This is a genomic window from Chryseobacterium salipaludis (genome assembly GCF_022968825.1).
Classification (GTDB): domain Bacteria; phylum Bacteroidota; class Bacteroidia; order Flavobacteriales; family Weeksellaceae; genus Kaistella; species Kaistella salipaludis.
Genome location: NZ_JALHKS010000002.1, coordinates 501,518 through 524,420 on the forward strand (window position 1 = coordinate 501,518; position 22,903 = coordinate 524,420).

Annotated in this window: 24 protein-coding genes; 14 read left to right on the forward strand and 10 right to left on the reverse strand. The window is 42.1% G+C overall.

Annotated elements, in window-relative coordinates:
- Nucleotides 1-105 precede the first annotated feature (105 nt).
- The 9 genes from MVI27_RS05080 (at nucleotide 106) to MVI27_RS05120 (ending at nucleotide 9,255) form a co-directional block, all read left to right on the forward strand.
- Nucleotides 106-435 carry a hypothetical protein gene (locus MVI27_RS05080; protein ID WP_246959647.1) on the forward strand — a complete coding sequence of 110 codons (330 nt, stop codon included), beginning with the start codon at nucleotides 106-108 and terminating at the stop codon, nucleotides 433-435.
- A 21-nt stretch (nucleotides 436-456) separates the two neighbouring features.
- A complete protein-coding gene (locus tag MVI27_RS05085) occupies nucleotides 457-771 on the forward strand; it encodes a helix-turn-helix domain-containing protein (RefSeq protein WP_246959649.1) in 315 nt (104 codons plus the stop codon).
- A gap of 120 nt (nucleotides 772-891) precedes the next feature.
- Nucleotides 892-1,143: a hypothetical protein gene (locus MVI27_RS05090; RefSeq protein ID WP_246959652.1), complete on the forward strand. Its 252-nt coding sequence runs from the start codon at nucleotides 892-894 to the stop codon at nucleotides 1,141-1,143.
- Between the two features lie 16 nt (nucleotides 1,144-1,159).
- The gene (locus tag MVI27_RS05095) at nucleotides 1,160-1,975 is read left to right on the forward strand and encodes a hypothetical protein (RefSeq protein ID WP_246959653.1); all 816 of its coding nucleotides are present in this window, start codon (nucleotides 1,160-1,162) and stop codon (nucleotides 1,973-1,975) included.
- A 470-nt stretch (nucleotides 1,976-2,445) separates the two neighbouring features.
- On the forward strand, nucleotides 2,446-3,993 hold the full coding sequence (locus MVI27_RS05100) for a CHAP domain-containing protein (RefSeq protein ID WP_246959655.1): 1,548 nt from the start codon (nucleotides 2,446-2,448) through the stop codon (nucleotides 3,991-3,993).
- 10 nt (nucleotides 3,994-4,003) lie between these two features.
- On the forward strand, nucleotides 4,004-5,182 hold the full coding sequence (locus MVI27_RS05105) for a hypothetical protein (protein WP_246959657.1): 1,179 nt from the start codon (nucleotides 4,004-4,006) through the stop codon (nucleotides 5,180-5,182).
- A 222-nt stretch (nucleotides 5,183-5,404) separates the two neighbouring features.
- A complete protein-coding gene (locus MVI27_RS05110) occupies nucleotides 5,405-5,812 on the forward strand; it encodes a DUF4280 domain-containing protein (protein ID WP_246959659.1) in 408 nt (135 codons plus the stop codon).
- A gap of 18 nt (nucleotides 5,813-5,830) precedes the next feature.
- Nucleotides 5,831-8,233 (forward strand): peptidoglycan DD-metalloendopeptidase family protein, encoded by a 2,403-nt coding sequence (locus MVI27_RS05115; RefSeq protein WP_246959661.1) that lies wholly within the window; start codon nucleotides 5,831-5,833, stop codon nucleotides 8,231-8,233.
- Nucleotides 8,224-9,255 carry a hypothetical protein gene (locus tag MVI27_RS05120; protein ID WP_246959662.1) on the forward strand — a complete coding sequence of 344 codons (1,032 nt, stop codon included), beginning with the start codon at nucleotides 8,224-8,226 and terminating at the stop codon, nucleotides 9,253-9,255. Before MVI27_RS05115 ends, MVI27_RS05120 begins: the two co-directional genes overlap by 10 nt.
- Nucleotides 9,256-9,463: 208 nt before the next feature.
- Here MVI27_RS05120 and MVI27_RS05125 read toward each other — a convergent pair whose 3' ends face one another.
- Nucleotides 9,464-9,799 (reverse strand): DUF3276 family protein, encoded by a 336-nt coding sequence (locus MVI27_RS05125; protein ID WP_246959664.1) that lies wholly within the window; start codon nucleotides 9,797-9,799, stop codon nucleotides 9,464-9,466.
- A gap of 106 nt (nucleotides 9,800-9,905) precedes the next feature.
- Nucleotides 9,906-11,576: an ABC transporter ATP-binding protein gene (locus MVI27_RS05130; protein ID WP_246959666.1), complete on the reverse strand. Its 1,671-nt coding sequence runs from the start codon at nucleotides 11,574-11,576 to the stop codon at nucleotides 9,906-9,908.
- Between the two features lie 169 nt (nucleotides 11,577-11,745).
- Between MVI27_RS05130 and nusB the strand changes: the two genes are divergently transcribed.
- From nusB to yajC, 3 genes are read left to right on the forward strand one after another with little or no spacing between them, the layout of a single operon-like run.
- Nucleotides 11,746-12,651 (forward strand): transcription antitermination factor NusB, encoded by a 906-nt coding sequence (gene nusB / locus MVI27_RS05135; protein WP_246959668.1) that lies wholly within the window; start codon nucleotides 11,746-11,748, stop codon nucleotides 12,649-12,651.
- A gap of 11 nt (nucleotides 12,652-12,662) precedes the next feature.
- Nucleotides 12,663-13,157 (forward strand): DUF1573 domain-containing protein, encoded by a 495-nt coding sequence (locus MVI27_RS05140; protein ID WP_246959669.1) that lies wholly within the window; start codon nucleotides 12,663-12,665, stop codon nucleotides 13,155-13,157.
- A gap of 12 nt (nucleotides 13,158-13,169) precedes the next feature.
- Nucleotides 13,170-13,496, forward strand: coding sequence for a preprotein translocase subunit YajC (yajC, locus tag MVI27_RS05145; RefSeq protein WP_246959670.1), 327 nt, complete (start codon nucleotides 13,170-13,172; stop codon nucleotides 13,494-13,496).
- A gap of 85 nt (nucleotides 13,497-13,581) precedes the next feature.
- On the opposite strand, the gene MVI27_RS05150 is transcribed toward yajC, so the two are convergent.
- The 4 genes from MVI27_RS05150 to MVI27_RS05165 form a co-directional block, all read right to left on the reverse strand.
- The gene (locus tag MVI27_RS05150) at nucleotides 13,582-15,270 is read right to left on the reverse strand and encodes a putative transporter (protein ID WP_246959671.1); all 1,689 of its coding nucleotides are present in this window, start codon (nucleotides 15,268-15,270) and stop codon (nucleotides 13,582-13,584) included.
- A gap of 74 nt (nucleotides 15,271-15,344) precedes the next feature.
- Nucleotides 15,345-16,607, reverse strand: a complete 1,263-nt coding sequence (locus MVI27_RS05155) for a DUF2851 family protein (protein WP_246959672.1) — start codon at nucleotides 16,605-16,607, stop codon at nucleotides 15,345-15,347.
- 45 nt (nucleotides 16,608-16,652) lie between these two features.
- A complete protein-coding gene (gene bshA, locus MVI27_RS05160) occupies nucleotides 16,653-17,792 on the reverse strand; it encodes an N-acetyl-alpha-D-glucosaminyl L-malate synthase BshA (protein WP_246959673.1) in 1,140 nt (379 codons plus the stop codon).
- A 13-nt stretch (nucleotides 17,793-17,805) separates the two neighbouring features.
- Nucleotides 17,806-19,527, reverse strand: coding sequence for a glycoside hydrolase family 3 protein (locus MVI27_RS05165; protein ID WP_246959674.1), 1,722 nt, complete (start codon nucleotides 19,525-19,527; stop codon nucleotides 17,806-17,808).
- Between the two features lie 108 nt (nucleotides 19,528-19,635).
- Here MVI27_RS05165 and MVI27_RS05170 point away from each other — a divergent pair, with 108 nt between their 5' ends.
- Together MVI27_RS05170 and deoD are read left to right on the forward strand one after the other, a co-directional pair.
- Nucleotides 19,636-20,145 (forward strand): hypothetical protein, encoded by a 510-nt coding sequence (locus MVI27_RS05170; RefSeq protein WP_246959675.1) that lies wholly within the window; start codon nucleotides 19,636-19,638, stop codon nucleotides 20,143-20,145.
- Between the two features lie 119 nt (nucleotides 20,146-20,264).
- On the forward strand, nucleotides 20,265-20,975 hold the full coding sequence (gene deoD, locus MVI27_RS05175) for a purine-nucleoside phosphorylase (RefSeq protein WP_246959676.1): 711 nt from the start codon (nucleotides 20,265-20,267) through the stop codon (nucleotides 20,973-20,975).
- Here the strand turns inward: deoD and ribA are convergent.
- From ribA to MVI27_RS05195, 4 genes are read right to left on the reverse strand one after another with little or no spacing between them, the layout of a single operon-like run.
- The gene (gene ribA, locus MVI27_RS05180) at nucleotides 20,967-21,584 is read right to left on the reverse strand and encodes a GTP cyclohydrolase II (protein ID WP_246959677.1); all 618 of its coding nucleotides are present in this window, start codon (nucleotides 21,582-21,584) and stop codon (nucleotides 20,967-20,969) included. The genes deoD and ribA overlap by 9 nt on opposite strands.
- A 14-nt stretch (nucleotides 21,585-21,598) precedes the next feature.
- The gene (locus tag MVI27_RS05185) at nucleotides 21,599-22,051 is read right to left on the reverse strand and encodes a hypothetical protein (protein WP_246959678.1); all 453 of its coding nucleotides are present in this window, start codon (nucleotides 22,049-22,051) and stop codon (nucleotides 21,599-21,601) included.
- Nucleotides 22,044-22,658: a DUF4254 domain-containing protein gene (locus MVI27_RS05190; protein ID WP_246959679.1), complete on the reverse strand. Its 615-nt coding sequence runs from the start codon at nucleotides 22,656-22,658 to the stop codon at nucleotides 22,044-22,046. The genes MVI27_RS05185 and MVI27_RS05190 overlap by 8 nt, the downstream gene beginning before the upstream one ends.
- 12 nt (nucleotides 22,659-22,670) lie before the next feature.
- The gene (locus tag MVI27_RS05195; RefSeq protein WP_246959680.1) at nucleotides 22,671-22,877 is read right to left on the reverse strand and encodes a Sec-independent protein translocase subunit TatA/TatB; all 207 of its coding nucleotides are present in this window, start codon (nucleotides 22,875-22,877) and stop codon (nucleotides 22,671-22,673) included.
- Nucleotides 22,878-22,903 lie beyond the last annotated feature (26 nt).

Sequence of the window (22,903 nt, forward strand, 5' to 3'; positions counted from 1 at the left end):
CGTGTAGGAGCGGGCGCGGAAATCTTTGTCGTGCTTTTCAGAGATTACATCTTCGCGCTTCTGGCTGATGATATATTTGGTGACTGACAAAAATCAACCTACACCTTGCGATTATGGGAGCATGATAATATTGGGGACCATGATCTTCTGTACAATAACACCCATATCTTTAAAAACGACCTGCAGCGGGCACTCATCACTTTAACAGGCAAAATGCAGAAAATAGGAGAAACAGGAAACAATCCTAAAAAGCCTGACAGTGGAGAGTATTTGACAGGAAATTATCAGGAGATTTTTGCGGAGGTGATCTTTGAAAAGGTGTCAGCGAAATCTGCGGTTATTGATGTGGGAATAATGGGGGAGCCGAAAAAACAAAATAACGGAAAAGCATCGACGAACCTAGTAGCATACTTAATACCTGGACACAAAATATAGTAATAACATTAAATTTGTGTCATGAGTTTACACCGAAAGAATTGGGATCAGAAAGAGAAAGAAGAAATACTGCTGTTTATGGAGCAGCACGGCATCAGCCGCGCTTCGCGGGAGTTCAATGTTTCAACTGCTGCGATTTATAACTGGAAGAGAAAGTTTGAGGAGCTGGGCGCAGCGGGTCTGGAAACAGGTGCCAAAACTGCTGTGGAGCGAGAACTGGCGCAACTTAAAAGAGAAAACAGCGAGCTAAAAAAAATGGTCGCTGAGCGCGAACTGTCCATCCGCGTAAAAGATGCACTTTTAAAAAAAAATGCATTTCTAAAGAAGAAAAAATAATGGTGCTGGATGATTTCCTCGAGCAGGAGTTCCCCTTAAGGCCGCTGCTGCGTATTTTAGCCCTGCCCCAAAAGCTCGTATTATTATAAACCCACCGGCAACAAGGCGGGAAAGCGCCCTGTGTACTATTTTTATAAGCAGGGCGATGCGGAGTACCGTGACAAAAATGGTAACAGAGCGAATAACCAAGTTAGAGATGGCTATTGGGAACCTGTAACAGCTGAGCAAGCCCAGTCTGTCGCTTGTCTGGTAACTTTCTTAATGGGTGAATTTTTCCTTTCTAAAGGAGATGTAAAGTATCACGAAGAACTGTGTGCTAAAACTGAAGGTGAAGGAAAAACTGTTTATGATGCTATAATGCCGCTTTTATAATCTTTAATTACGGAATATGAAAAAATTAATCAAGACTTTGTTTTTTATTTGTCTGCTTTCTATTTTCGGATTGTGTGCAGTTTCATGCTCTAAAAACACAGTTAGGGAAGCAAGACTACACAAACGCGAAACTGCTGAAAAACCTGTCCCTTTATCTGATGAGCAGCCCATGTTTTTCCGTATGCCATCACTTCAGCAGTTAGCAGAAAAATCGCCGGTACTTAGGACAGAAGCTTTCGGAGATGCAAATGCGGAAGTGAAATATATTGTGGGCGATCTACTGATCTTATCGGCACAAAAAAAATTAGTATATTTAAACCTATTGCCCAAAACTTCTGAAGACGATTATGTTTATATTACTTTAATAATCCAGGATAAAAATACTAATGTGCCAACGGTCTTCAAAGAATGGCCGATTAATAATGAAAACGGTCAGCCGGTAGTTTTGCAGGAGTTTTACGAAGCGGTCAAGGAAGAAATAACAGGACTTCTTACAAAGGAAAAAATAGCACTGTTGGATCAGCACTTATCGCTGCTGCCAGTGAAGAAAGGTGCAGGTAAACTGCAGAACACTTATGAAACCGATGACACCGGTTTGCAGTTATTGACTAAGGTATATCTTGATGTAACTAATCGAAAATCAATTGTTCTCGACCATAATTCAAATAATCCCTTCTGTTCTGAATGCGACCCACTGAAGATTTACAAAACTGACTTTCTTGGTGAAATAGTTAATCACGATAAAACTATCCGCCTATTTGCGCTCGGCTTTTTAGAGCAGATTGACCAAGCGCCTAGTGCTTTACATGTAAGACTCATAAGTGCGGAGTAAAACAATCACAATATCATCGTTACAGTTAAACAGATTGTTATGAAAACCCTCCTCATCCTATTATCAACCCTTTTCTTCCTCTCCTTCACGGAGAAGCCAGATACTGCCGCTCAGAAAGCAGAGAAAAACTATACTGCCTTTACTGTTCGGTTGCAAAAACCTTCTATCTGATACCATCTCTCTTCCACAAAAAAATTCCGGCCTGCTTTCAGCAAACCGGATTTCGTTTTATTTTAAATTTCGTCGTCGGACTCCAGCGTGTAGGAGCGGGCGCGGAAATCTTTGTCGTGCTTTTCAGAGATTACATCTTCACGCTTCTGGATAATAATAAATTTGGTGACTGACAAAAATCAACCTACACCTTACGAATATGGGAGCATGATAATATTGGGGACCATGATCTTCTGTATAATAACACCCATATCTTTAAAAATGACCTGCAGCGGGCACTCATCACTTTAACAGGCAATATGCAGAAAATAGGAGAAACAGGAAACAATCCTAAAAAGCCTGACAGTGGAGAGTATCTGACAGGAAATTATCAGGAGATTTTTGCGGAGGTGATATTTGAAAAGGTGTCAGCGAAATCTGCGGTTATTGATGTGGGAATAATGGAGGAGCCGAAGAAACAGGAAAATGTGAAATCGCCTGCAATTAAAAAGAACGATAAAAGTCCAAGAAAAACCGAAAGTTGTGTTTGTAAGGATGAATACAAATTAATATGGGGCAATAAAATTAGTTGTTCTGAGAGAAAAAAGGTAGTAGAGGTGTGTAAAAATATCTGGGAAGAATCTAAGAAATTAGAGAAAGCTAAGGAACTGATGTCGATCATGCATTTGGAAACTGGCGGCTCATTTTCACCATCACAGAAAGGGGTAAGTGCAAGAGGGACTAAATACATTGGCCTCGTCCAATTTAGCGAAACTACAGCACAATCTTTAGGAACGACTTATGAAACGTTAGGAAAAATGACATTTCTCGAGCAAATGACTTATGTCGAAAAATACTTACAGAAAAACAAAGATCAAATGAATACTTTAGTGGATTTTTATCTGCAAGTTTTAAATCCAGCTGCTGTGGGAAAAGGTTCTGATCCTACCTATAAAGTCTTTGATGAAAGTGTATCTGTCCCCGACGGAGATTGTCGCAATACCTCAGAAAAACAACGGTTGAGAAATATTACCAAAGATCCCTGGGTTAAAAAATATGGCTATGCCTCCAATCCACCGTTCATGAAGGGTGATGAGCGTACGAAAAGAAAAAAATGGGTTTACACAAGACAGAGATATGAAGACCGGTATGGTTACGAAAACGGAAATACTACCATAAAGGAGATTGACGATGTTGTAAGACTTGAGCATTACAATCCAGGACAAGCGGAATTGTATGTTGACAAATGCGAAGACAAACCTGTCGGTAAGAAAGATGATCAGGGAAAAAGAGCGCCGTGGGTCGATGTTGCATTTTCTGAATTTGAAAAATTTAAAGGTAAAAGAGAAAAAGATAGTCCCTTAAAAGAGAGAATTTCGCAGTATTTTAAAGGAACAGGAAATTCCGATTTAAATTATAAAAGTGCATGGTGTGCTGCGTTTGTTAGATGGTGCTTTGATCAAACCGAGGAGTACAAAGACACAAATACGAAAGGTACAGCGGCAGCATTTGATTGGGCGGAGTTTGGAAATTCCAAAGTGGTCAGTAACAAATACGTAGATGGCTGGAGCAATGGATCTAGAAGCGAACCTTTCGTTGGCGCCGTGATTGTTTTCAGTTGGTCGCACGTTGCATTCATCGTGAGCGAAAACAAAGATAAGAGCAAATACGTTTATATTGGCGGAAATCAGACGGGTTGGGAAGGTAAGACAGCAGGGACACAAGTTATAAGTATGTCTTCAATAAGTAAAAAAAGTTCAGATATTTTTGCAATCATGAAGCCTAAAGATTATGTAATCGACGATGCAGAGAAACAGCTGCCTACATACAATGTGGAAAGTGAAAATGATTTTAACTCAACAAGATAACACTGTTCAGATGAAAAAAAAAGTTTTTATAATAATTATCAGTAATATAATAATGATTTGTTGTAATGGGCAAAGTGAACCCAGCAATAGTAGTACTTTCATAACACCACATAATGAAACCATGGATTCAAAAACTGAAATCGCTTTAAAAAAGCAATTAGAAGAAGGGGCTTATCAGTATGCTCCGGATGGGAGCGACGTCGGCAAGCCTGCATTTAGCAATGAAGAAATGATTGCAATGGTGAATTTGGAAGAAAATATTTTAAAGCAAAAGGAATACAAATTTCCAGATAATGAAAAATTCGGCGATAAAATTAAATTATATTTTAGGAGAAAGATTATACATGATTCAGACAAACAGTATCTATATATAAATTTAAAAGACAGATGTGATCACAGTTTTGTTGATTTTAAATCTGATGGTATTTACTATAATGGATTTTATATCGTTAAAAAGAAGAACTTTATAACAGATTTTTACTACTTGCCAGAATTGATGAGTTATGAGAAAAGTTATTCTAAGTTATCTAAAGCGGAAGAGGCCGCAAATAAGGTAATATATAACACAAGATATAATTTAGAAGTAGAAATACAGAAATGGCGTGAAGTAGAAGATTTAGAAGAACAACGCTTTCATAATATCCAAATAATTGTCGCCCGCAATAAATACCTGTTCAATGACAGCAAAGCAGATCTGGTGTGGTTAAAAGCTAATGACAAAATTTTTCTGGAATCACTGGTTAAAATTTTTGGATACGTAAAAGATAGAGAGTTATTGGAATTTGTGCTGAAGAACAATTTCAAAGATAAAGAAGCCTTAAATTCCATTTTGTGGAACCAAAAATGTGATGGAACTGCACAGGTAAATAAGGAGGTTTTCGATTTAGTCAAAACCTGGGACCAGCAGGATTTGAGTGTTTTTTCTCATAATGTTTTGGAAGTAATGCTTAATTTGCTAAAGGAAATGCCGGAAGAAAAAACTGCTAATTTTTCGCAACAGACCAAGACATTAGGTCTGATAGCATATTATGCTACCAAAACAGACCCTGATAAATATTACAGTTTTTTTCCTCTGTTAAGTGAGCCTCGATTTGAGGAAGAATTCAAGAAAAAAAATTATTACAATATTCCCGATTTCAGGGAAATCTATAAAGAAACGAGATATCGCGGTATTGGGCCCGCTGAATAATAAATATAAATTTAAAGAAGCCGTCTCATAACTCGATGAGACGGCTTTTTTTGTGTTTTCACTTGTATCCCCTCCAAAGCATTACTTGTGAATATCAGATTATCAGCGGTTTAAACAGAATATTGAGACACTATCTTTTCGAAAAAAAATTCATTGAAACTTCGAATACCTAACCTGCAAAAGTGATATGCAAATGCGCCGAAGGTAGCAAGGTTTCTAATCTTGACCAGCCATCAGAAACATTACTGGAACGACGCGGAAGGCCAGGCAGATTATCTGGCCGTTACTGAAGACGATTTAACACTGGATCCGCCCGCTGCGCCGTTTGGGCAATGCAAACTAAAACCCAGTTCCGGCTGCTATTTACCCTGCACGTATGCACCTGCCGGCAAGTGGCAGAAGCCTTACGAAAAAGTAAAAGTAATGGGCAAAAGCTGTTTGACGGAAATCTCAGAACTGCAGTGTGCGGTAGGCGGAAAGATTACGATTTTCAAACATGGCCAGCAGAGCGAGGCGGGGAGGGGGAATGTGAAAGAAGCGGATACGAGGGAACAGCACATCTACAATCCAATTTTAAATTTTGAAGAATTTGGTGAGGAAATTAACGGAAATCAAGCGGAAGCTTGGTAACAAGTAAATCTTTGAACGATGACAAAAAAAGGAGTTTCGGCCATTTCGGGAGTTACGTCCCCGGCGGTCGATGAAAAAAATGTTTATAAAATTGTCAACTGGTATCCTGCCACGGCAGTTCTTGAGCGTGATCCTGCAAAGGTAACATGGGAACTGTTCAAAAAAAGGAGCAACGGTAAATTTACCACGACAAATATCAGAAAAATAGGACGCGGCGATTTTACTTTCGGACAGGCAGCAGCCGGACATACCTATCGTTTGGAAGCGTATCGCTATCGGCCGGAAGGTGGAGGCCTGATTATAACCTCGACACCTGCAAAAATTCTGAAAATTAATAAAGTAGAACTTTTCCATGTAGATGATACCAAGGGCAGCAAGTTTAGTTTCATGGAAAAACTTCGCGCAAAGGCGTACTGCAGTAATATGCTGGGCAAAGAATTAGTATTTACGCTTTGGGAAGATGATGCGAAAGGGGCGGGGCACAACACAAACAGCCAAGCGATTGACACAAAAAAAGCCAAAGTAAATAAGGAAGGAGTTTCCGTGGCAGAGTTTACGCTCACCGCAGCGCTCATGCGCAAAGCTGCGCGAGGCGAAATGGACTCTCAACTTGAGTTTTATGTTACAGTGGAGTATTACACGCACAAAAAACACGCGACGGATAACGTTAATATAAAAAATCCTTATCTGCCGCAACAGGGGTCAGATCAAAAACAGACTACGCCCAAAGCGCAGCAATCGCCGGCTGCGACCAAACCGTTTAGCAAGAAGGATCAAGCCGGAATCGTTGACGAAACTAAAGCATTTTTTGCCGAAGTATATGATTATATGGAACGTGCGGGAACCGCTCTATTGGATAAATTACCTACTTTCGAAAAACCGGAAGGTAAAACGCCAACAATAAAACAAGCGGATGAAGGCACCACCGCTACAAATGAAGAAAAATGTTTAAGATGCGAAAAGTTATCAAAGGAAGAAGTAGATCAGATATTTACGACCGCGAGTGAAATTGATAAGAATAAATTAATTGAAACATTTAATGAAGCCAATGTCAAGTTCGAAATTAATACATGTCTTCGTAAGGCTCATTTTTTTGCTCAGGTATTAGCCGAAGTTGGGCCTGCTTTAAAACTAACCGAACCGGAAAGTTTTAATTATAGCGTCCGCAGATTGAAAGGAGGAGATTACGTGCGCGGTTCAAACTGGATAAATGGCAACCTTAATCCAAAAGAAGGTGGTTATTATTCTTCAGGCAGCGCAAAGGATTACAAAACGTCACCATTTTCGTATTTTAAAAGTAATCCGCAGCAGGCAGAAGCTGTTGGCCGAAAGGACCTGCGCTCGTACAATGATAAAGGTATCCAAGCTGCAAATAGCGAAGCCATTGCTAATTTTGTATATGCAGACCAAAATCGTGGACCTAAGTATAAATTGGGAAACGTTAATCCAGGTGATGGTTGGAAATTTATGGGCAAGGGTATTATTCAAGTTACCGGTAGAGGAAACTATACGGAAGTAAATAAGAGATTAGAACGAAAAGGTTATTCGTTCGATATCGTGAACAATCCTAATGTGTTGTTACAGCATAAGGAGAGCGTTTTATCAGCAATGGCATTTTGGTATTGGAAGGATTTACAGCTGAAATCTGATAAAGGTGGAAAGAATGTCGTAGATTCAATAACAAAGATTGTTAACGAAGCTACGGATAGCTATGACAAAAGAAAAACTAATTTTGAAAAAGTATATTCTATATTTCAAGTTGACAAATGTAGTCCTACTGAGAAAGAAGTACAATTAAATACTGCTAAATGGCGTTTTCCGATAGATAATCCTATGCTTTGCCTTTATTCTCAAGGTGGAGGAGAAAAACCATGGCATGGATCTTTCGGTGAAAATATTAGAGACGGCAAGGGAAATCATGCGGGAACAGATTTATTAGCAGCTCCTGGCACTACGATTTATGCTGGATTAAAAGGGAAGATATCAAGAGTATATACATCATCGTCTCTCGCTGGGAGAGTAGTAGTTGTACAAGTTACTGACAAAAAAACGTTCAAATCATTAAGAAATGATTATAAGCCTCTTTACAAAGAAAGAGGTGAATTGCTAGAAAAAGGATTTGATCATGATGGTGATATCTACTTTGTTTTCATGCATTTAAGTAAATTTGGTTCTTTTAGAGAAGGCGACGACGTTGAACATGATAGTGTTATTGGATATACAGGAATATCCGGTAAAAACGGCAATAATTTTCAAACTAGAAATCCACATCTTCATTTTGAGATCAATAATGTCGGCAGTGCTGCAGGGATCGCGTCGAAATGTAATCCCCAAGTTTATTTTAAATTTAAAACTGAACAGGATATGACAGCAGCCGACAAGGAATTGCAATTAGAATTTAAAAATAAAGTATGGAAATAAAAAAGATAATACATCTTCTTACTCTCATTCTCATTGTGCTTGGATGCGGGAAATCTGTTGCACGAGAGCAAAAAGATAAAAATGTATTAAATACGGTCAAGCAAGAAAATTTCAAATATCAAAATATTCCCTACGCAAAAAAGTTACTGCTTGCTGGAGTTCACATGTTCCAATTTAAAGACAATAAAGTAACGATCGAGTATACTAATGAAACCATATTTGGTGTTGGAAGCGAGCAGAAGTTTAATACATATAAATCATCTTATGATTTAGATCTGGGCGAAGTAGATCTCCTGCGGTTTGATGCTGCAGGTTCTCAGATATACCTGGTGGAATTGAACGAGGGATCAGATTTCATCTATAACATTTACCTGTCTGCTGGCAAAGAAATGTACTATTTGGGTAATCTCGACTTTGATATAGGAGAAATAGACCCTGAAAAAAAGCAGGACAATAACTCGTTTTCTATTGAGCGACAACATGATAAAATCCACATTATTATAAAAAATGAAAAAAGACAGGTGAAGAAAATATTTTCGATTGCAAAACCCCTGCAGCCTTACAAGTCATATAAAAGTTTTAGCGCATATCTGAGCGAACTTTCTAATGATGAAATTGCAACCGTCCAGACCAGTCATGAATACATCAGCAATCTTTTTCGACTGGAGGTACAGGATGATCAGGTTTTGGTCAATATAAGAGGGAGTAAAAATCAATTGGTAAATGACAAGATTCTGGAAGGTTATGAGTCTTGTCCTGACGTAACTTTAGATAAAATTGTCATTAAAGATCCATACTTTACGATAGAAAAATATAACTGTACCACAAATTATTACTTGAAAGAGTATCTCACATTTAAGTTTGATAAAAGGTTGCTGCTGCATAAATACAGTGTAGAATACACATCCAGACAGAATCCCGACCAAGCTGTTGAAACAAAACATTTCTCCCAAAAAGACTTCGGAATGGTGTTTTTTGAAGAAGTAAATTCCAGTTTTTTAAATCAACTGCGACAAGAGTAATGGTATAATAACGGCTGAATTTATTTGCAAGCCTAAATCAATGCATTGCTTTGTGCAAAGTTTATACATTAAAATAGCGTGCTGCTTCACATACATAACTCTTAGTGAATTAGTATAGTAATTTTTACAGGCATTCCCCACCTAACCAACCACTTCGCTTCTACAAAAAAATCCGGCCTGCTTTCAGCAAACCGGATTTCGTTTTATTTTAAATTTCGTCGTCGGACTCCAGCGTGTAGGAGCGGGCGCGGAAATCTTTGTCGTGCTTTTCAGAGATTACATCTTCGCCCTTCTGGCTGATGATAAACTCGGTGGACTCGCGGAACATCTCTTCAAACGTGCGGAAGTCTTCTTTGTACAGGTAAATTTTGTGTTTCTCAAAACTGGCTTCACCGTTCTCGCCAAAATGTTTCTTGCTCTCGGTTATCGTCAGATAATAATCTCCTGCTTTGGTTTCGCGCACATCAAAGAAATAGGTTCGGCGGCCGGCTTTCAGCACTTTGGTAAATATTTCATTTTCGTGGCGTTCCTTATAATCACTCATGGTGTCACTGTTTTTTGAAAAAGTTGTGTAACAAATATATAAGAATTCTTCCAACTGAAAAACTAATTTTCAATTATTTGCGCGGAAACTGATTTATTGCTAACAATTATGCATTTACTTCAGCAATCTCATTATCTACCGGTGTGAGGTTCAGGATTTTATCGGCGTGTTTCGCGCTGCTCGCCCGGTGCGTAATAATGATGGACGTGCAGTTGGTGATTTCACGCGCGATGTTTTGCAAAATGTTTTCTTCCGTTTCGGTATCCAGCGCCGAGAGTGAATCATCAAACACCAGAATATTAGGTTTTTTAATCAAAGCACGTGCAATACAAAGCCTTTGCTTCTGCCCGCCGGAAAGCATCACCCCGCGTTCGCCGACCATGGTTTTATACTGCTCGCGGAAACCCATAATGTTTTTATGAACATCCGCTTTCTTCGCATATTCTTCCACTTCTTTCAATGTCGGATTGTCAATCGCAAAGCCGATATTGTGTTCAATGGTATCCGAGAAAAGGAAACTTTCCTGCGGAATATAGCCCAGATGATCGCGGTACAGTTCCAGATTATGGTCCTTCAGGTTTTTACCATCGATGAGGATTTCGCCTTCTGTAGGGTCAATCAGCCGGCACAGTAATAAAGCTATCGTGGATTTCCCGCTGCCCGTTTTCCCCATAATAGCCAGCGTTTTCCCGGCTTCTATTTTAAAACTTAAGTTATCCAGTGCGCGAATACCGGTGTTCGGGTAGACATACGAAACATTCCGGAATTCAATGTCACCTTTGATCGGGTACACCTCATGATTGGTATTCACGATTTCAGACTTCATATCCAGAAATTCATTAATTCGCGACATCGAAGCCTCCGCCCTTTGGTTCACTGAAGTCACCCACCCCACCATCGAAAAAGGAAATATCAGGATATTGATGTATAAAAAGAAATCCGCAATCTTTCCGACCGATAAAACGCCGGCCATGTATTTATTCCCGCCAATCAGCAGGATAATAACATTCAGCAAACCAACAACCAAAAGAATAATGGTAAAGAAATACGCTTCGGTTTTCGCCAGATCCAATGCTTTGTCCTGATAATCCCGGATCCGCGTTCCGTAGTTTTTACTGATGTATTTTTCACGCGCAAAAAACTTCACCACCCGAATTCCCGAAAAACTGTCCTGCACGAATGTGGAAATCGCAGACTGGCTCTTCTGCATAATCTTGGACTTGCGGTTGATGATCGAGCTTACCTTATAAATCACAAAAGACAAAATCGGCAACGGCAACAGCGACCATAGCGTCATCTGCACATCCGTCTTCAGCATATACACTGCCGTGATAATCAAAAGAATCAGCAGGTTGACCACGTACATCACACCCGGCCCCAGATACATCCGCACGGCCACAATATCTTCGCTCAGCCGGTTCATCAGATCCCCGATGGTCGTTTTCTTAAAATCCGTTAGCGAAAGATTCTGATAATGCTGATAAATTTTATTTTTAAGTTCGTATTCAATACGGCGGGAAGCCACAATGATCGTTTGTCGCATCATAAACGTGAAAAAACCGGTAGCCAGTGACGAGCCGACAATAATCGCGACATAAATCAGCACCTGGCGGTTAAAACCCAGCGCGCCGTTGCGGGAAATTTCATCCACTGATTTACCGACAAACTGAACTTTATAAATATTAAAAAAGTTACTGGCAATAATGAAGAGAAATCCCCAGAACAGAAGCATCCGGTGTTTCCAGAAATAAGGGTTTAAGGTTTTTAATGCATTCATAAATAAGCAAAAGCAGCAGCCGGAAAGAGTTTTGCAGTGCTGCCACAAAAATACAAAAACGATTTAAGACGCCTGAAACCGCGCCGCACCGGAAGTTGCAAAAATCGAACCGCCGGCGCGCTGCCTGTTACAATTTTATTATCTTTGCACCCACAAAAAGCTCTTTGAAATGTTAGGAAGAAGACAAATCCGCGAAAAGGTAGTAGAAGCATTGTACGCCTATTATCAGAACCCGATCAAATACGATGTACTCGAGAAAAACATGTTTAATGAAATCGATAAGATTTATCACCTGTACATCTACCAGCTTAACTTTCTCGTGGCGCTGAAAGACCTTGCCGAAAAGCAGATCGAGATCGGGAAAAACAAATACTTCAAAACCGACCGCGAACTCAATCCGAACCAGAAATTTATCAACAATCAGGTATTGCTGAAAATCGAGGAGAATGATGAACGGTTGTCTTTCACTTCCAAACACCAGGAACTGAAATGGGATGTGTATGACGAGCTGCTCGTGAAAACCTTCCAGCGCATGACGGCCGGGAAACGGTATCAGGACTTTATGAATGAAGAAGGGTATTCATTTGAGGAAGACCAGAAATTCATCGGGAAATTGTTTTTGCGTTACATTGCCGAAAACGAAGATTTCCATGACCATGTGGAAGCTAAGGAACTGAGCTGGGCTGATGATTTCCATATCTCCAACTCGATGATTCAGAAAACGATTGGTTTCTTCCGTGAAAATGAGCCGAGCCATACTTTAATTAAAATGATTAAAGATGAGCAGGACCGCGAGTTCGCCCGCAAACTGCTGAAGGAATCACTCAACCATTGGGACGAAATTGAAAAGAAACTGGAAGAACGCCTCGAGAACTGGGATCTGGAAAGGGTCTCCCTGCTGGATAAAATTATCCTGATTGCGGCGATTGCCGAACTGGATTATTTCCCGCTCACACCGGCCCGGGTAATTATTAATGAATACATTGAAATCTCCAAAGTATTCTCTACCGATCGTTCGAACATTTTCATCAACGGAATCCTGGATAAATATACCCGCGATATCAACAGAAATTAACCAACCATACTATGAAAAATTTACTGAAAGTAACGCCGCTGGCCGTTTTTATGATGCTGGCGTCCTGCACCAAAGACCAGTCTGCTGATCAGTTGGTCACAGAAGAGAGTACCGTTGTACAGGATCAGTCTGCACAGGATGCTGTCGTAGCAGAAATGCCTGAAGGTGCTGAAGCGCAAGCACCTGCCGGACCTCTTACAACCGTTGCTCTTTCTGAAGCGCAGTTCGACTTTGGTAAGATCAAAAAAGGTGAACAAAAAGAACACATTTACGAAATTACCAATACCGGTGATCAGCCGCTGATTATTTCCAATGTGGAGCCAACCTGCGGATGCACCGTGCCGGAATATACCAAAGAACCGGTGATGCCGGGCAAAAAAGCGAAGATTACGCTGAACTTTGATTCATCCAGCTTCGAAGGTCTGGTGAACAAGCAGGCAAAAGTATTTGCCAATGTGGAGCGCAATCCGATCATGCTGTCTTTCACGGCTGATATTCAACCTTAATTTAATTAATTTATGCTTACTATATTTTTACAGGCCGGTCCACCGGAAGCTTCTATGACACCGACATTGGTCATGATTGGCTTAATGTTCGTCGGGTTTTATTTTCTGATGATTCGTCCACAAAGCAAAAAAGCCAAGTTGGAAAGAAACTTTCAGGAATCACTGAAGGTAGGAAGCCGGGTCGTAACCACCTCAGGCATGCACGGCCGTGTGGCGCAAATTCTGGAAGACAGTGTCATTATTGAAACACTGTCCGGGAAGCTAAAATTTGAAAAAGCAGCTATTTCGCAGGATTTCACCAAACAGCGTTATCCGGAAGCAGAAGCAGAGAAGAAATAAGATTTCGCTTTAAATAACTGAAAAGCCGTTGCCTGTTGCAGCGGCTTTTGTTTTTATAATGATCTGAGGAAAACAAATCTCAGATTCAACTGAAAAACAGAATCAGCAAACTCGCCACGAATATCCGGCACAGCGTCACCAGCGGATAAACCTGTGCATAACTCTGTATCGGCACATCGGACTCCAGAAAGTTGGTACTAAAAGAAAGTGCAGCGGGATCAGTATAGCTTCCGCTCATAATTCCCGCCAGTTGCAGAAAATTTATTTTAAGAATAAAATGTCCCACCAGGAGCATTATAATTAAGGGAATAAAAGTAATGGCGCAGCCATACAGCAGCCAGAGCCAGCCGTTGTATTGCATGAAGTTTTCATAAAACCTGCCCCCGGCACTGATGCCGACTGCGGCGAAAAACAGGCAGATTCCGAAGTCTTTCATAAAATGGACTGCGCCATTATGCACATACGCATGAATAAAGGAAATCCCGCCATACCGCGAAATAAGTAGCGCGACCAGCAAAGGGCCGGCTGCAAAACCCAGTTTCAGCGGTACCGGCAAGGTCGGGATGAATATCGGCACAGAACCTACGATAACGCCAAGCAGCAACCCACCGAAGATAGACAGGAAATCCGGCTCCAGCATCTTCTTTTCGGAATTTCCGATGATTTTCTGTGCTTCACCAAGGGCGGTTTCGGTACCGATGGCGCGCAGTTGGTCACCATAAAAGAGTTCCAGCGACGGACGCGGCAGCAATTCGCGGCCGGCACGAACGACTCTGGTTATTTTTAAATCATAGGTATTATATAAATCCAGTTCCGAAAGTTTTTTATGCACCGCCGAACTTCTCGTCACGAAGAGGTTTCGGCGTTGTATCAATTTATCGGATTCGATAAACAGGTCGCTGCTTTCGCGGCCGAAAATGTGCATTAAAGTGTCCACATCATCTTCCTGGCCAACCAGCATCAATACATCGCGCATCTGAATGATGCTGTCCATCGCCGGAGATTTCACCGCTTTGCTGCCACTGTGTTTTAGCCGGGAAATGACTACGGGTTTTCCAACCTGTTTCAGGATCTCGCCCAGCGTTTTTCCTACGACAGCTCCCTGCGTTACCCGTACTTTACGGTGGATCAGCGGCAACTCGCGGTTGATTTTCGCCAACCGGAATTTTTTCATTTCATTTTCTGGTGATATTTTAAGCCAGATCCTGGCAATAATCAGGGTGAGTATGATTCCAAATACGCCCAGCGGGTAGGTAATGGCATAACCGATAGCAGGGTCGCCAAAAGTTTTCCCGGGTAAAGAGTTTTGTATTTCTTCAATTGTATTCTTGGCAGCACCGAGACCGGGCGTATTGGTCACTGAGCCACTCATGATTCCTACCAAATCTTCTATTCGGAGCCCGGTAAGATAAAACAGGCCGATGGTAATGATACCACCCAGCAAAACAGTGGAAACTGCGAGCAGATTAAAGCGCAGCCCTTCATCCTTAAAGGAAGAAAAAAAAGACGGTCCGACCTGCAAGCCGATTCCATAAACGAAAAGTATGAGGCCAAAATCCCGCACAAAATCCAGAATAGCAGCGTCGGCCCGGTAACCAAAATGCCCCAGCAACAAACCCGCAAACATGACACCCGCCACACCAAGTGTGATTTTACCCAGACGAATGCGACCCAGAAAAACGCCGAAACCTATGGCTAGCATCAGCGTAACAAGGGACTGTGTAACAGTCGGGACTTGCGCCGGTAAAAGCAATTGCTGCAACCACTCGAACATAAAAGTAATTTTTATGTAAAGCTACGCTTAATCCCTGCTATTCCCGAGCAGAAGCACGCGATAATTGTCAGCTGTTACGTGCGCATAATTTTAATACCGATGTCGCACTGCAGGCAGCGCTTGGGCAGGCATTTCTGGCTGTAGTGGTACAGGAACGACTGGGATTCCAGTGCTGAGGCAACGTGCGCACCGATCTCAGTGAATTGGTTCAAAATTTTATTCTTCTCTGCCGGAATCTGCTCATAAAACCGGAGGATTTCATCAGCGGTATCTTCTTTCGTATTCTTAAAATAAAGATATCGCAGCGGCAGCACTGCATTAATCAACACCAGATGGATCATCTCTTCGGTTAATTTTTTCGCGGTACAAACACTGCTGACTTTACCCATATTAAAATGTGTATTCCAATATTCGCTGGCCTGCACCGGCCGGAAAATATTTCGAAGATCCTCAGCCGTGCGCGCCGTCATCAGCTTAGAAAATAAATTCTGATGAAGATGATACAGGCTGGCCAATTGCGACAGTCGGATGGTGGGGAAAGCGGGAGGTCTTAACCGTGAAAATTTGGGATGCACACTGACTTCCGGAAGGTTATATTTCGCTTTCAAAAAATCAAACTCCCGTTTCCAGAGTTTCATCTGGTCATCCGTTGGATTGTGCAGCCAGCCACAGATCCCATAAAACAAAGCTTCGAGCTGTAGTTGGTTTTGCCTGATTTTGTTAATAACTGCAAAGGGCAGGGAGGCAGCCAGCTGCTGGAAAATGGGAGCATTTACTTTTAAGCCAAAACCATAGGCTAATAACTGAAACAGGACAGCTTCGTAATCGTTCAGTGAAACGGCCAGCAATTCCTCCGTCCGGGCAGCTTTCGAGTCAAGCTTTCGTAAAACATTACTTTCATGAAAACCGAACGGCAGAAGGCTTTGATTAAATTGCTTTTCGCAGGAAATAAAAGAACGTTCTGTTAGGAGTTCCGTGTAACGCGCAATGTGCTGCGGACTGATGTGATTTTCTAAGACGATGGTTGGGATGCCGCGATCTGTGAATTCGGGAATTTCTGCATCGTGAGTATATACAACGTGTGCAATCAGATTATTAAATTCCGGGTTTCCGCTGTGCCGGTGAAAAATCCAGTCCGAGGATTTCACATGCAGTTCAATGTGTCCGGCCGTAGTAATGCCTTGCGTGCGGATCTTTCCAAACAAAAAATCCGGCCCGGAATCGAAATTCCAACGGCCAAAATCCAATACCTCAATGGCGTGACCGTTTATATCTTTAAATTCAAAATTTGTAAAGATTTTAAAATTCCAGAGATATTGCAGTAGTTTCTCGTTCATCGCCGGCTTTCTCTTACAAATATAATAAAGAGCCGGCATGTTTGGTTATTGTTTGGCTCTGAATTCGTCCAGGGTTTGCTGATACATTTCTTCGTACAGCGGGAGGATGTTTTTAAGGTCGAATTTAAGTGCCTGCGCCTTGGCGTTCTGCTTCATCCGGGCAAGCAGTTCATTATCGCTAAGCAGCCGGATGGCGTAATTACTCATGGCTTCCACGTTTCCGATTTCGGCCAGAAAGCCGGTTTCTCCCTGGATGTTCACTTCCGGGATGCCACCAGCGTTGGAACTGATGACCGGTGTTTCCGCAGCCATGGCTTCCAGCGCGGCCAGCCCGAAACTTTCCTGTTCAGACGGCAGCAGGAAAACATCGGACAGGCGCAAAATGCGATACAGGTCATTGACTTTGCCCAGCAGCCGGACTTTATCTATCAGGTAAGGATGGTCTTCCAGAAACTGATTCACCTTTTCCATATCCGGGCCTTCCCCGATGATAATGAGTTTGCACTTAACCCGTTTTTCCACATTCCTGAAAATCTGCAAGACTTCATCCACCCGTTTTACCGGCCGAAGATTGGATACGTGAATCAGGATTTTTTCATCGTCATCGGCAAGTTGCCGGCGCTGGCAGGTAGTACCATTAGTAAAATCACCATTGTCGATGAAATTGGTAATTACCTTAATTTCCTTGGTAATCCGGAATAGTTGCAGTGTGTTTTTCTTTAAACTCTCGGAAACGGACGTAATCGTGTCAGATTGGTTGATGCTGAATTCCACAGCATGTCTGTAACTCGGATGTTGGCCGACCAAAGTAATATCTGTCCCGTGGAGCGTGGTCACCAATGGAATATCGCGGTTTTCTTCTTTGAGCATTTGCTTGGCGGTAAAGGCGGCATAGGCATACGGAATGGCATAATGCGCGTGCAGCAAATCCAGTTTATACAGATTGGCAACGCGGTAAATCATGGAGGAAAGTGCAATGTCATACGGCTGATACTGGAACAGCGGATAGGTCTGAACATTCACGCGGTGAAAGAATATATTGGGATTGGTAATATCCAGCCGCGCAGGCAGATTGCTGGAGATAAAATGAACTTCATATCCTTTGTTCGCCAGCGACATGCCCAGTTCTGTGGCAACAATTCCGCTGCCTCCATAGGTCGGATAACACAATATTCCAATTTTCATACAGATGATTTATTTAATGTTTAGCGGGCAGCTGAATTCTTGTGGCCGCGTTTTTTTGCATCCCCCTTCCTGCCGGCAAGTCATCGTTTACCAGCACCGGCAATTTTCCGTGAATGGTGGTGTTTCCGTTCAGGGCACTGGCGGTGGCTTTCATCGAGTCATCATTGTTTTCATAAGAAACCAAAACGGTGGAAACCGGGCTGATGTTCAGGTCACGCAATGCATACGGCGAACCAAAAATATTGAGCAGAACCGGATGTTTTGCTGATAAGTTGGCGATTATTTTTTTAGATGCTTCCGAAACCTGATACGGTTTGTAAGCAGTGCTGTTGTCTTTATGAACGCCCACAATCACCGTGGCACCTGCGGGAATAGTGGCAATTTCAGCCGGTTGCTTTTTAATGACGGTAGTTCCCAATTGCAGTGTTTCCAGAAATGTTTCATGTGGCGCTTCTTCCAGTGGAACAAAATAATATGTTTTGGAACAATCCAGCGGCAGAATTTTCTTTTCGTCTTTAATCAGAGTAAGCGCATCAGCGTACAGACTTTGCATCAGTTTTTGGTGTGCTGCATTATTTAAATCCTGATTAATGTTTTCAGGATTGCGTGGTGTGTACTGGGTAAGCCCCAGAACGTATTTAGTCATTAAAATTTTCTTCACGCTTTCTTCTAAACGCTTTTGTGAAATTTCTCCATGGTCAATCGCCTGCTGAATCAGTTTTTTACCGGTTTCCACGTCCTGCGAAAAAAGCATGATATCGTTTCCTGCTTTGAAGGCCAGTGCATCCAGTTCGCCGGCTTTGTATTTATTGGCGACGGCGCCCATGTTCAAAGCGTCCGTAATAATTAAACCCTGATATCCTATTTTTTCCTTTAAGAGTTTGGTGATGACATTATAAGAAACCGAGGCCGGAATGTTTTTTTCGTGTTCCAGTACGGGAACGTATAAGTGGGCCACCATGATGCCACCAATGCCTCTGTGCGCTAATTCGCGGAAAGGAGCGAGCTCTACTTCATTAAGCCTGCTCAGGGGATGTGATACCAGTGGAATATCCAAATGCGAATCCTGATCCGTGTCACCATGTCCCGGAAAATGTTTGATGGCTGCCAGTACATTATTACGCTGAAGCCCTTGTGCATAGGCAAAAGCCGAAGCAATCACGTTCTGCGGTTCGGAGCCAAAACTGCGGTTGCCAATAACGGGATTATTCGGGTTGGTATTTACATCAGTAGTGGGCGCAAAATCCCAGTTGACGCCCATGCGCTGGCAGTCCCTGGCGATGCTGGCAGCCATTTCGGTAATCCGGTTTTTGTCCTGAATGGCGCCCAGGGTAATCGCCCAGGGGTATTTGTATGCTGTTGCAATCCGCTGATAAACGCCCCATTCTGCATCCATCCCGATCATAAGCGGAACTGGACTTTTTTGTTGGAATTCGTTAACAAGCTGAATATGCCGTTCGGCATCATCCTGCATCAGAATCAGCCCGCCGATATGTTCTTTTTCAACCAGATGGCGGATCTGCTGAATATGTTCTTCACCTTTATTCGTGTATAAGGCAACAATAAAAAGCTGCCCCAGCTTATCTTCCTGACTTAGGTTTGCGTACTTCTGATCCACCCATTCCTGGGCGTCTTTCATTTCTTTTTCCGAAAAATCTGCGGGAATGTACTGTGCCTTGCCTATAGTTGAAAACAGCAGTGCAACAGTGCTTAAAATAACTCCTGATAACTTCATTGTATGTCGGTATGTTGAATAACAAAAGTACAATATTTATAAGTTAGCGATCATTGCGTTGGCATGCATGTTGTCTATTTAGAAAAATTAATCTTAATCAGTAATACAATGAAAAAATATTTTACCATGCTGTTGCTTGCTTTCTTTGCAGTAGCAGTGATCAGCTGTAATGACCGCGATGATAATTATGTTGGCGATGGAGACACCTATCCGGTGGCGCTTGATATCATTAATGAAAACTTTACCATCCAAAATGGTTCCTACAGCATAACAAAAGAATTTACTTCACCTTTAGTTACCTCCGATGTGGTCCTGATTTATCGTAAAGCAGGCACAAGTAATGGCAATCCGGTGTGGCAGGCCATTCCAAGAACAATTTATCTTTCAGAGGGAAGGGAGTTTGATTATGACTTTGATTTCACCCGGAACGATATCGCCATTTATGCAGACGGAAATTATGACATCGCTACCACGCCCGAATATTTAAATGGTCAGACTTTCAGAGTGATTTTGGTACCGGCTTCAACAGCAGGGAAAAACACTGCGGTGAATTACGATGACTACGAATCTGTTATTAAGTTTTATAACATAGACGAATCGAAAATTAAGCCTTTTTAATATCGGCTTTTAATAAATAACGAAGCTGCCTTCCTGTAGGGCAGCTTTTTTGTGCGCGCCGGTCTGGTCATGTTTATAGGAATTTTAGTAATTTTAAACCTTATTTTAAATTCAAGAAAATGAGTGTACACATCGCAGCTAAGAAGGGCGAGATTGCAAAAACCGTATTACAGCCGGGAGATCCGCTGCGCGCAAAATATATTGCAGATAACTTTTTGCAGGAGGTGAAACTGGTCAGCCAGACCCGCAATATTTTTTATTTTACCGGGAAATATAAAGGAGTTGAAGTGTCGGTAGGAGCCAGCGGTATGGGAATTCCGAGCATTGGGATTTATTCCTACGAACTCTTTACACAATATGACGTGGAAACCATCATCCGTATTGGAACCTGCGGGGCGTACACTGATGAATTAAAAGTATTTGATATCCTGAATGTGGAATATGCAGCGAGTGAGTCCACGTATGCACAGCACGCCTGGGGTTTTTCCGAAGATAAGCTTTCGCACCAAGGGAGAGTATTTGAGACGATTAATGAATGTGCGTCCGACAAAGCGCTGAAAACAATCCCCACGACCGTTCACACGAGCGATATTTTCTACCGCAAAGATCAGTCGCTCCCCGAAATTGCAGCAAAATATAAATGTTCAGCTGTTGAAATGGAAGCGTTTGCGCTTTTTGCCAATGCACAATATCTGGGTAAAAATGCAGCGACCTTACTAACCGTTTCAGACATCATCCCAACCGGTGATATGATTTCTGCTGATCAGCGTGAACGTGCGCTCACACCGATGACTGAGCTGGCACTGGATACAGCACTGCGTTTAGACTGAACCAGCCTCTAAGCTGTCATTTTCGTAATCCAGGAAATGGCCAAAATAATCTTTTTTCACCTGTAAATATCCGGCGCTTTCCGCAGTAGACATCATCTGCAGCGGAATCCGCTGGTTCAGGGTGATATGGCTGTCCTTCACGAACTGCACTTTCTGCGGATTGTTGGTCAGCAGATTAATTTCTTTAATGCCCAGGATATCCAGCATTTCAATTGCAATATCAAAGTTCCGGTCATCTGCCGGCAGCCCAAGTTTCAGATTCGCTTCTACGGTATCAAATCCTTGTTCCTGCAGCGCATAAGCTTTCAGCTTATTAATGATTCCGATGTTTCTTCCTTCCTGACGAAGGTAAATAACCATGCCGCCATTCTTCTGCATATAAATCATGGCCGCATCCAGTTGTTGCCCGCACTCACATTTCCGCGAGTGAAATACTTCACCGGTAATACATTCTGAATGAAAACGCACATTCACCGGCTTTGTGAAATCAGTTCCGTCGGCGATCAGTACCATATGTGGCATCCAATCGGTTTCCGATTCGGAAAAAGCAATCATGCGAAAAAGGCCATACTCCGTTGGCACTTTGGATTCAGCTTGAATTTTAAGCATAAAAAATAAACATATTAGCGGCTGTTGGCACTGTCTTTTTTCACGGTGCTTTCCAGAAAGGCCATGTTGGTTTTGATTCGTACGAGGTAGCGGTTCAGGATCTGATCTTCATCCGGCCGCATGTACTTCCGCAATTTCTGGAGTTTCTTGTATGATTTTTCAAAATTTCGGTGCGCACGTTCCAGCCCGTTCATATTGTAGGCTTCCATAGCACCGATATAGTCTTTCAGATGATATTTTAAGTTACTTACCTCATCGTTTACCGCGGTATTCCTGAAGCGCGGGAAAGAAGCGATCAAATTGGTAATCTCCGCAGAATAAACAATCGTATTCTGTCGGCTGTCCCACGATTCGATGCGCGGCATCCCATTGGCAGTCATCACACCAGGCGCTGTGAGATTTGTTTTTTCTGCCGTGCAGGAAACGAAAAGTATGATGATAAGTAAGCACCTAAGCAGTTTACCCATTTTTTACATTTTGATACAGGACCGGGTTAAGACTTTCATCATTGTACATTTTCATTTGTTTGTACACTTTGATCTTAACAGTACCGTTCTCTATATCCTGCAAAAGCGTATTAATCGCCTGCATCAGGTCTTTTTTCTGTTCCAGCAACACCTGCAGTTTCGCATTACAGTTTGCCCGGTGTTCAGCACTGGCCGTGGCTCTTTCAGCTTCAATCTGCATGTGATATACCTTTAGCGCCAGAATAGACAGCCGATCCACTGCCCACGCGGGAGTTTCGGTATTAATTCGGGCGTTGGCCGCAGGCTGTATTTCGTTGTATTTGTTCAGAAACCAACTGTCAATAAACTCCACCAAGTCAGTTCTTTTCTGATTAGAGGAGTCTATTCTGCGTTTAAGCTGTAAAGCTTCGGTAGGATTTATATTTTCATCGCGGATTATGTCTTCCAGATGCCACTGTACGGTATCGATCCAGTTTTTGCTATACAAAAGATGTTCCAAAGTTCCGTTCTGAAAAGGATTTTTTTGTTCCGCATTCACTTCGTCCGTCAGGTGATAATCTGCAATAGCCTGATCAAAGACAGACCAAGCTTGTTCAGTAAAATTCATCGGTGAAAAAAATTATAACGTAGTTCCGGTAGAGTCTCGTGGCGCTTCTTCAGGCTTTTTGGGATCTTCTTCTTTCACAGCATCTTTAAATTCCTTGATGCCGGAGCCTAAGCCGCGCATCATTTCCGGAATTTTACGTCCGCCGAAAAGGACCAGAACGATGACGGCGACAATCAGCAGGTGCTGCCAGGAGAGTGCCAGTATGGTTAGCGTTTCCATTATCTAAATATTTTTTACAAAGTTAT

Coding starts and splice junctions, on each gene's coding strand:
- MVI27_RS05085 (WP_246959649.1), top strand. CDS start 457: ATGAGTTTACACCGAAAGAATTGGGATCAGAAAGAGAAAGAAGAAATA.
- MVI27_RS05095 (WP_246959653.1), top strand. CDS start 1,160: ATGAAAAAATTAATCAAGACTTTGTTTTTTATTTGTCTGCTTTCTATT.
- MVI27_RS05100 (WP_246959655.1), top strand. CDS start 2,446: ATGCAGAAAATAGGAGAAACAGGAAACAATCCTAAAAAGCCTGACAGT.
- MVI27_RS05105 (WP_246959657.1), top strand. CDS start 4,004: ATGAAAAAAAAAGTTTTTATAATAATTATCAGTAATATAATAATGATT.
- MVI27_RS05115 (WP_246959661.1), top strand. CDS start 5,831: ATGACAAAAAAAGGAGTTTCGGCCATTTCGGGAGTTACGTCCCCGGCG.
- MVI27_RS05120 (WP_246959662.1), top strand. CDS start 8,224: ATGGAAATAAAAAAGATAATACATCTTCTTACTCTCATTCTCATTGTG.
- MVI27_RS05125 (WP_246959664.1), bottom strand. CDS start 9,799: ATGAGTGATTATAAGGAACGCCACGAAAATGAAATATTTACCAAAGTG.
- MVI27_RS05130 (WP_246959666.1), bottom strand. CDS start 11,576: ATGAATGCATTAAAAACCTTAAACCCTTATTTCTGGAAACACCGGATG.
- nusB (WP_246959668.1), top strand. CDS start 11,746: ATGTTAGGAAGAAGACAAATCCGCGAAAAGGTAGTAGAAGCATTGTAC.
- MVI27_RS05140 (WP_246959669.1), top strand. CDS start 12,663: ATGAAAAATTTACTGAAAGTAACGCCGCTGGCCGTTTTTATGATGCTG.
- yajC (WP_246959670.1), top strand. CDS start 13,170: ATGCTTACTATATTTTTACAGGCCGGTCCACCGGAAGCTTCTATGACA.
- MVI27_RS05150 (WP_246959671.1), bottom strand. CDS start 15,270: ATGTTCGAGTGGTTGCAGCAATTGCTTTTACCGGCGCAAGTCCCGACT.
- MVI27_RS05155 (WP_246959672.1), bottom strand. CDS start 16,607: ATGAACGAGAAACTACTGCAATATCTCTGGAATTTTAAAATCTTTACA.
- bshA (WP_246959673.1), bottom strand. CDS start 17,792: ATGAAAATTGGAATATTGTGTTATCCGACCTATGGAGGCAGCGGAATT.
- MVI27_RS05165 (WP_246959674.1), bottom strand. CDS start 19,527: ATGAAGTTATCAGGAGTTATTTTAAGCACTGTTGCACTGCTGTTTTCA.
- MVI27_RS05170 (WP_246959675.1), top strand. CDS start 19,636: ATGAAAAAATATTTTACCATGCTGTTGCTTGCTTTCTTTGCAGTAGCA.
- deoD (WP_246959676.1), top strand. CDS start 20,265: ATGAGTGTACACATCGCAGCTAAGAAGGGCGAGATTGCAAAAACCGTA.
- ribA (WP_246959677.1), bottom strand. CDS start 21,584: ATGCTTAAAATTCAAGCTGAATCCAAAGTGCCAACGGAGTATGGCCTT.
- MVI27_RS05185 (WP_246959678.1), bottom strand. CDS start 22,051: ATGGGTAAACTGCTTAGGTGCTTACTTATCATCATACTTTTCGTTTCC.
- MVI27_RS05190 (WP_246959679.1), bottom strand. CDS start 22,658: ATGAATTTTACTGAACAAGCTTGGTCTGTCTTTGATCAGGCTATTGCA.
- MVI27_RS05195 (WP_246959680.1), bottom strand. CDS start 22,877: ATGGAAACGCTAACCATACTGGCACTCTCCTGGCAGCACCTGCTGATT.